Annotated in this window: 3 protein-coding genes; 2 read left to right on the plus strand and 1 reads right to left on the minus strand. The window is 34.4% G+C overall.

Annotated features, from left to right (window positions below; translation table 11 throughout):
* Positions 1 to 360: 360 nt before the first annotated feature.
* On the minus strand, positions 361 to 1,974 hold the full coding sequence (locus BLW16_RS22670; RefSeq protein ID WP_090560171.1) for a GIY-YIG nuclease family protein: 1,614 nt from the start codon (positions 1,972 to 1,974) through the stop codon (positions 361 to 363).
* Between the two features lie 384 nt (positions 1,975 to 2,358).
* Here BLW16_RS22670 and BLW16_RS22675 point away from each other — a divergent pair, with 384 nt between their 5' ends.
* Both BLW16_RS22675 and BLW16_RS22680 read left to right on the plus strand, forming a co-directional pair.
* Positions 2,359 to 5,241 (plus strand): TrlF family AAA-like ATPase, encoded by a 2,883-nt coding sequence (locus BLW16_RS22675; protein ID WP_090560172.1) that lies wholly within the window; start codon positions 2,359 to 2,361, stop codon positions 5,239 to 5,241.
* 393 nt (positions 5,242 to 5,634) lie between these two features.
* Entirely contained in the window at positions 5,635 to 5,880 is a 246-nt protein-coding gene (locus BLW16_RS22680) for a hypothetical protein (protein WP_090560173.1), read from the plus strand.
* Positions 5,881 to 6,587 lie beyond the last annotated feature (707 nt).

Below are 6,587 nucleotides of genomic sequence, written 5' to 3' on the forward strand. Positions count from 1 at the left end.
GTACAATCTTGCTTTGCATACATATAAACGTGCTGCATGTTTGTGTTCGGTACTCATCAATTCATCTTTGGTATTACTCTGCTAAAGTATGAGTTGTGTTTTTGTACGTACAGCCTGCCTACGGCATGGCTGACGAACAAAAACTAACTTGCCTCGCCTGGCCTAACCCCGTTGGGGAAAGGCTAGTCAGAGGGAGAAAAAGCTCGCAACTCGTTTTTTTGGCAAAGTAATTACTGCATGCGACAGACATAGACAATTCTTAATATCAATGGTCTAGTATCTGTCTGTTAAATACTGATATACAGAAATGTTTGAATCAATTTTGCTAGGCCGAACTACTAATAAAATATTACGCTCATATTAGGATTTTGATTGATTCACTTCTTCAATTATTGAGGAAATTATAGGTAAAATTTTTTCCAAATCAATATTGAAAAATTCCCGTTTCGGATTAATCCGGTATTCCCTTAAGCGATCATGAATCAACTTCTCTGCAACGATGCAATCATTGGCCTTCCATCTATGTATTATTAGAAACTTATCTGGAGATCCGGTTGTTGCAGACAATTGACCAGCGCGTTGTTCTACAGTTTTTGTAGTTAAACCGATCTTAAATAAGTCTAAAGCATGTGCCGGATTTCTCATGATGTAGATGTAGCCACTGTTCTGCGAGATATGTTCGGATGTGCTGATAATTACATCTTTTGATCTTACCGTTTCATACCAAGTTAAGGTTTTTTCTACCCAAGTACGATTGTGAATGGGTTCTCCATTTTTTCCTCGTCCAATTTGTCCTGGGGCCAGCTGATCCCAATAGCCATCTTTTTGTATTTTCAGTTCACTTTGTCGTAATATAAAATCATTGGCATTTAAATTATTAATCAAATCCAAAACCCATACATCCCTGGTTTTAAAGAAATACTTGTGAGAATACTGTATTTCGGAACTAATTATAGATTTTTTTAAAGTTTTCCCAAATAGCTGTGTCGGATGTTCTTCATGAATTATGCTGTCTTCATATACATCAAAAAATTCAGGAAGATGCAAACATTTATATGCAACTTCAAATATAGCCTCGTAGTTCTCTATCTGGTCCACACAACTTTTCATGTATTCAAAAAAATCCTCATCTTTTAAAGAAGCCTTAAGCATTCCAAAATCATCTGTTATAGTTTCCAAGGAATCACCCATATCTTTCTGGATATATCTTAAGTCTGCCGTCTTGGTGGAAAGGTCAATTCTCAAATAAAGATTGACTTTCCATGTGTCTGATTTTCCGAATAGTTTGACGGCTTCCCTCTTCAGACTCTTGTCCGGACTAATGTAAGATTTAGAATAGTCGGCTTCCTTGAAATCCCGTTCTTTTGATATGTTCGCTGTGTCTGTTTTCTCACCAGCAACCAATAACAAATATGCCTCATTTCCCCTTTTTATAATTGAGACACCTCCAATTACGTATTCTATTGAATCTTTTGTGCGAAAGGTAATTTCCTCTACCTCGTTTAATATATTGTAAGACAGGATAATGTTGTCCTCGACGTTTTTGATAAAATAATCGATTGAATTGCTACAACAATCTGATGTGACAAAATCTATAAAGTCAAAGAATGAAAACAAATGTTCTTCTTCATCAAATATTTTAAACATAAAAAGATTAGAAATCCATTCGTAAAAGCCTTCCAGCACTCTGAATGAAGATGGCATGGAAGCCAATCCATGATTCCAAAGCCGTGAATTGTATTCTTGCTGAAAATACCTGATTTCTTTATCCTGTAAAAACTGAAGTCCATTACACGCTTGAGTGTAGGCAATACTATAGGCAATTTTGCTCGAATCTTTGATTTTCTTTCTCAGTTTACTATTATTTGCGAGATTTTTTTCAGCTTGTTTCAAGGCACTTTCATATCCTGGATCATCAGGAGTAGGAGCGCCGTACAAACTGTAGTGCAAATTTCTTTTAGAGCTATCTTTCATTCTTTAAATTGTTTCATGTCAAACCATCAGATTCTTATCCTCAGAATTTTTCTTAGGAAATCTAACAAGATATGTAGATTCAATTCACTATCCTAGGGTTGCTGCATGTGTTGACGTTTCTTGACCATAAGAAATGCTTAGACGCAGTTGCTAACAAGTAGTTTTGTTGTTAACATAGTAAGTGTCTTATACTTATATTTGTATATATAGGCTTAAAATTCACCCGAATTATCCAGAAATAAATCTAGTTTTTTTAATTTTTTACAAAAAATTAAGCTAATGCTTATTTAGTGAACTTAATTATTAATTAGTTATTATTGTTGAATATTCTACTTTTCAACATGTAGAATTTAAGATTCCATATTAACATATCTCAAACAAATTATGACTATTTTTAATAAGTTTCTAAAAGGTTCCGAATGGAGAAAATGGGATCTTCATGTACATACACCTTCTTCAATATTCCAGCAGTATGGAGAAAACAATGATGCAACCTGGGAATCGTATATTACAGACTTAGAAACTTTACCTTCGGAATTTAGCGTACTAGGTATTAATGACTATTTTTTCTTAGATGGTTATGAAAGACTTATTAAAGAAAGAGCAAAAGGAAGACTCGATAATTTAGATTGCATATTGCCAGTTGTTGAATTTCGAATTGAAAAATTTGCTGGTATAGATTTTAAACAATTAAAACGGATTAATCTACATGTTATATTTTCTGAGGAAGTTTCAGTTGAAACTATTAAAAGTCAATTTTTAAACACGCTTGAGCAAAGTTATTATCTTGAAGGAAGTGATCAACCCTGGACTCGAGCAATTACATATGAGAGTGTTAAAGAGCTTGGTAAAACCATAAAAGATGGCATGCCGGAAGATAAACGAAGGAATTTTCCTTCTGATCTAGATGTTGGATTTAGCAATTTGAATGTTAAGGAGGACAAAATATTCGAATCTTTAAAAAAGGATTGCTTCACAGGAAAACACTTAATTGCTATTGGTAAAACAGAATGGGCAGACTTAAAATGGTCAGATGCATCAATAGCAACAAAAAAGTCCATTATTAATCGGGCAAATCTTGTTTTCACAGCAGCAAGTTCCGTAGAAGAATTTGAAAAAGCCAAATTACAATTGCAGGCTCAGTTTGTAAATGATCTGTTATTAGACTGTAGTGATGCACACTATCTGTCAACTTCTTCAGAAAAGGACAGAGTTGGAAATTGTAATACTTGGATTAAGGCTGATCCCAACTTTGAGGGGTTGAAGCAAATCATTTATGAGCCTTATGATAGATTAAAGATACAATCTTTCAAACCAGATGTTAAAAAGGATAGGTATTTAATATCCGAATTAAATTTTAATGATAATGGGAAACTATTCGGTAATCAATCAATCTTACTTAATGAAAACCTGAATGCCATAATTGGAGGTAAGTCATCAGGAAAATCTTTGCTTCTTTATCTGATTGCAAAAAGTATCGATCCCGATCAAGTTGAGAGAACTTCCAATAGATTAAAATTTGATGGTTATGACTTCAAGGAGGACTTCAATTTTACTGTAAAATGGAAAAATGGCGAAATCGACAATTTTAAAGATCAATTAGTCGAAAATAAGTTACATAAAATAACCTACATACCGCAGTTATATATCAACTACCTGGTTGAGAAAAATAATAAAGAGGAGCTTAACATATTAATCCGTGGTATTCTTTTGCAAGATGAAGAATTTAAAGTGTTTTATGATGAAGTTACTGACAGGATCAAAGTTATTAATGCTGAGATTGATAGTTTAATTAATTCATATATCCAAATCAGGATTAAGGCTCTTGCCACGCAAAAAGAATCGAACGAACTGGGTAAAAGTACTTCGATAAAAAAAAGCATAGACGATCTACAAAAACTTATATCTGACGGACAAAAAAGCTCCAATCTCTCAAAAGAAGAATTTGATCACTACACGGAACTTTCAAATAGCAGGCAACTTACTGATAAACAGATCAATATAGAAATTAAGAAGGCGCAGGTATTCGAAAAAGTGTATTCTGAACTTGAAAGCAATAGGTCAGAATTGTTAGGAAGTGTGGATGCTGATGGCCTTTCAAGTCGAGGAAGTCTTGACAAAATTTTTGAGGAACTAAGCGAAGAAACAGATATCTCAATAGTAAGAAATAAAATCTCGGGAGATTATGAAGTAATGCTCGCAAATTTAAGGGAAGAAATCACCAAACAAAATATTGAAGAGAACCTTGTAAAACTCAGGGTAACGCTTGCTACATTAAATCAGAATCTCAGTCAATACATCTTAAAACTTGCAGGACAAAAAGAATTAGTACGATTAACAGAAAGTTTGACTAAAGAAAAAGTCAAATTTGATCAGGCGGTTGTTCTAGAGAAACAATTCAAATCGCACCTAGAAGATTATAAGAATAATCGAGAAAAAACTGTGAAGCTGTTGAAATTAAGATATATTTTATACGAAGAAATGATTTCCAAAGTCAATGCTACGAAAAAAAATATTGATGACGAGATAACACTAGAGGCACGGTTGCTTTACAAACAGGAGAATTTTCTTTTTTTAGATCAAGTTAATAAAGCTACTACGTCTCAAACAAGTGAGTACCACAAATTCTTCTCAGGGGGAGATATTGATTATAAATTTGTTCCCGAATTTTATTCTAATCCATTGAGATTACAAGACGATAAGCTTTTTTTAGATGCTGAACGATATATATCCGTAAAACAGAAGGTGTCATTTGAAAACATTCTACGGTCACTAATCAAAGACTCATTTGAAATTGATTACACAGTAAATTATAAAGGGGATGATTTATTAAAAATGTCACCCGGTAAAAAAGGCACCGTATTACTTATCTTGTTCTTACAAATAAGTTCATCTGAATATCCTATCCTGATTGATCAGCCAGAAGATAATCTTGATAATAGAACGATTTATGAATTGTTGTGTAGGATGATTAAAGAGAAAAAGAAAGAACGCCAAATAATCATTGTATCACATAACGCCAATCTTGTAGTTGCTACCGATACAGAAAATATTATCGTTGCTAATCAGGAAGGACAAACGACACAGGACCAGATTGGAAGGTATCGATTTGAGTATGTAAACGGATCTTTGGAACATACACGTGAACTTGATAAGGATAATAAAACAATACTTAAAAATCAGGGTATTAAAGAACATGTTTGTGATATATTGGAGGGTGGAAATTTAGCATTCAAGCAACGAGAAAGAAAATATGCCCTTAAATAAAACTGTAGAATTCCTTATCTTCATATTGCAATAAGGTATTGCATCCTGTGCTCTATCAAACTGTTTGAAAAATGTTTGACAGCTGAAAAAATGAACCTTACAACTATTTGAAAAACAAGCTTTTAAAAGTGAAATAAAAAGGATTGAAAATCCTTGTGTCGCCGGTTCGATCCCGGCCCACACCACTTCTACAGAAAGCCTGTTTTCATAACGAAAACAGGCTTTTTTGGTTTCTGGAGTGTCTTTTTTCTGTCAATTTAATCGACTAGCCTTTCAAATATTGTGAAGTTCTACAGGGTTTTTTGTTGAACTGATCGCATTTGTTTGACAAATGTTTGACAGCCGTCTTTGACGGTTTCATTTGAGAACTGCGATCGCTAACTTTATTATATTATGACGACTATTTCGGAGGTAATCAGACACTCAAGAAAGAAGAAAACTGATGGTACATGGAACGTACAGATCAGAGTAACAGTCGATAGGAAATCAGGCTATCTGGAAACCCAGCATTGGGTCAGCGCAAAACAAATCAAAAAACAAGGAAAGACTTATGTGCTGAAAGATCCATTCATTATTAATCTTATCGCTCCTGAACTTGCCAAATACAGAGACATGATTAGTGCCTTGGATCTCGGATAAATACTTACAATGAAAAAACCTTGGCGGCTTATTTGTTGAATGGCGGGTTGGTTAAAGTGGAGAAAATTAATGTAATCCAGTTTGGTAGAGAACAAATTGAGCGTTTAATGCTGTCAGGTCGCGACGGAAGTGCAAGGAATATGATTACTGTAGTCAATAGTCTGCAAGATTATTTTAAATCCGATTTTGTGCCGGTGACAGAGATCCGGGCTAAATGCTAGAGGATTATCAGAAGTTTTTACGTACACCCAGAACCATGGTTAGGCTGAACCAATTTAAAAAGCCAGTTCAATTGAAATTTAAAGGTTTAGCTGATAATGGGCTTCACAACCACATGCGGGATCTTCGGATTTTGTTCAATGACATTGTGGATTATTATAACGATGAGGATCTGGGTGTAAAGATCATCAATCATTATCCGTTTAAAAAATATAGCTGGTGGAACTGACGGAGAAGAAAAAGCCGGAAAGGTATGTTAGTCACTTCAAGGCAATCAAAAATTGTAAGCTACCTATAGGAAGCAGGATACGCCAAGCAAGGGATTTATTTCTACTAAGCTTTTACCTGTGTGGGATGAATGCGGTAGATCTTTATCAGATAAAGCCAGGCACTTGGACTTGCTATATTTGAGTAGACACGGAGTTAAGGGATTTACATACCTTAACAGAAATTATGTCACGAGAGAGAAAAGCATACCCGAAGGAGTT

The sequence above is a fragment of the Pedobacter hartonius genome (assembly GCF_900107535.1).
Classification (GTDB): Bacteria; Bacteroidota; Bacteroidia; order Sphingobacteriales; family Sphingobacteriaceae; genus Pedobacter; species Pedobacter hartonius.

What these genes read in the sequence shown, in the direction of transcription:
- BLW16_RS22670 (WP_090560171.1), bottom strand. Translation starts at nt 1,974, where the DNA reads ATGAAAGATAGCTCTAAAAGAAATTTGCACTACAGTTTGTACGGCGCT.
- BLW16_RS22675 (WP_090560172.1), top strand. Translation starts at nt 2,359, where the DNA reads ATGACTATTTTTAATAAGTTTCTAAAAGGTTCCGAATGGAGAAAATGG.
- BLW16_RS22680 (WP_090560173.1), top strand. Translation starts at nt 5,635, where the DNA reads ATGACGACTATTTCGGAGGTAATCAGACACTCAAGAAAGAAGAAAACT.